Below are 412 nucleotides of genomic sequence, written 5' to 3'. Positions count from 1 at the left end.
CTGCAGGTGAAGGGTTTTGCCATGCGGCTCTATCATCTCGGCCTGCCGGTTTCGGTGGTCGGCGACATGACCACGCCGCCGCTCGGGCGGGGCGACGTCTTCCTGGCGAGCTCGGGGCCGGGCGAGACCACCACGGTGCTGACCTTGATGCGGGTTGCCCGCGATGCCGGCGCGAAGGTGCTGCTCCTGACGGCCGAACCGGCAGGCAGCGCGGCGAAACTCGCCGACTTCACGCTGGTCATTCCGGCGCAGACCATGGCCAGCGACCAGGGCGCGGCAAGAAGCTCGGTGCTGCCAATGGGCTCGCTGTTCGAAGGCGCGCTGTTCCTGTTGTTCGAGATCATGGTGCTGAGGCTTCAGGCGCTGACCAATGCGAGGCCGGAAGCCATGCGCGCCAGGCACACCAATATGG

At 67.0% G+C, this 412-nt stretch carries 1 protein-coding gene; it reads left to right on the top strand.

Translation table 11 applies throughout. The annotated features are described in order from the left end of the window. Positions 1 to 412, top strand: a 412-nt coding sequence (locus EOA28_RS38330) for an SIS domain-containing protein (protein ID WP_128315970.1), incomplete at both ends; no start/stop codon positions are given.

This window comes from Mesorhizobium sp. M2A.F.Ca.ET.067.02.1.1 (assembly GCF_004023285.1).
In the GTDB taxonomy this organism is placed as follows: Bacteria; Pseudomonadota; Alphaproteobacteria; order Rhizobiales; family Rhizobiaceae; genus Mesorhizobium.
The sequence above is the reverse complement of the archived record's forward strand: the minus strand, read 5'-3'. Positions and strand labels throughout refer to the sequence as shown.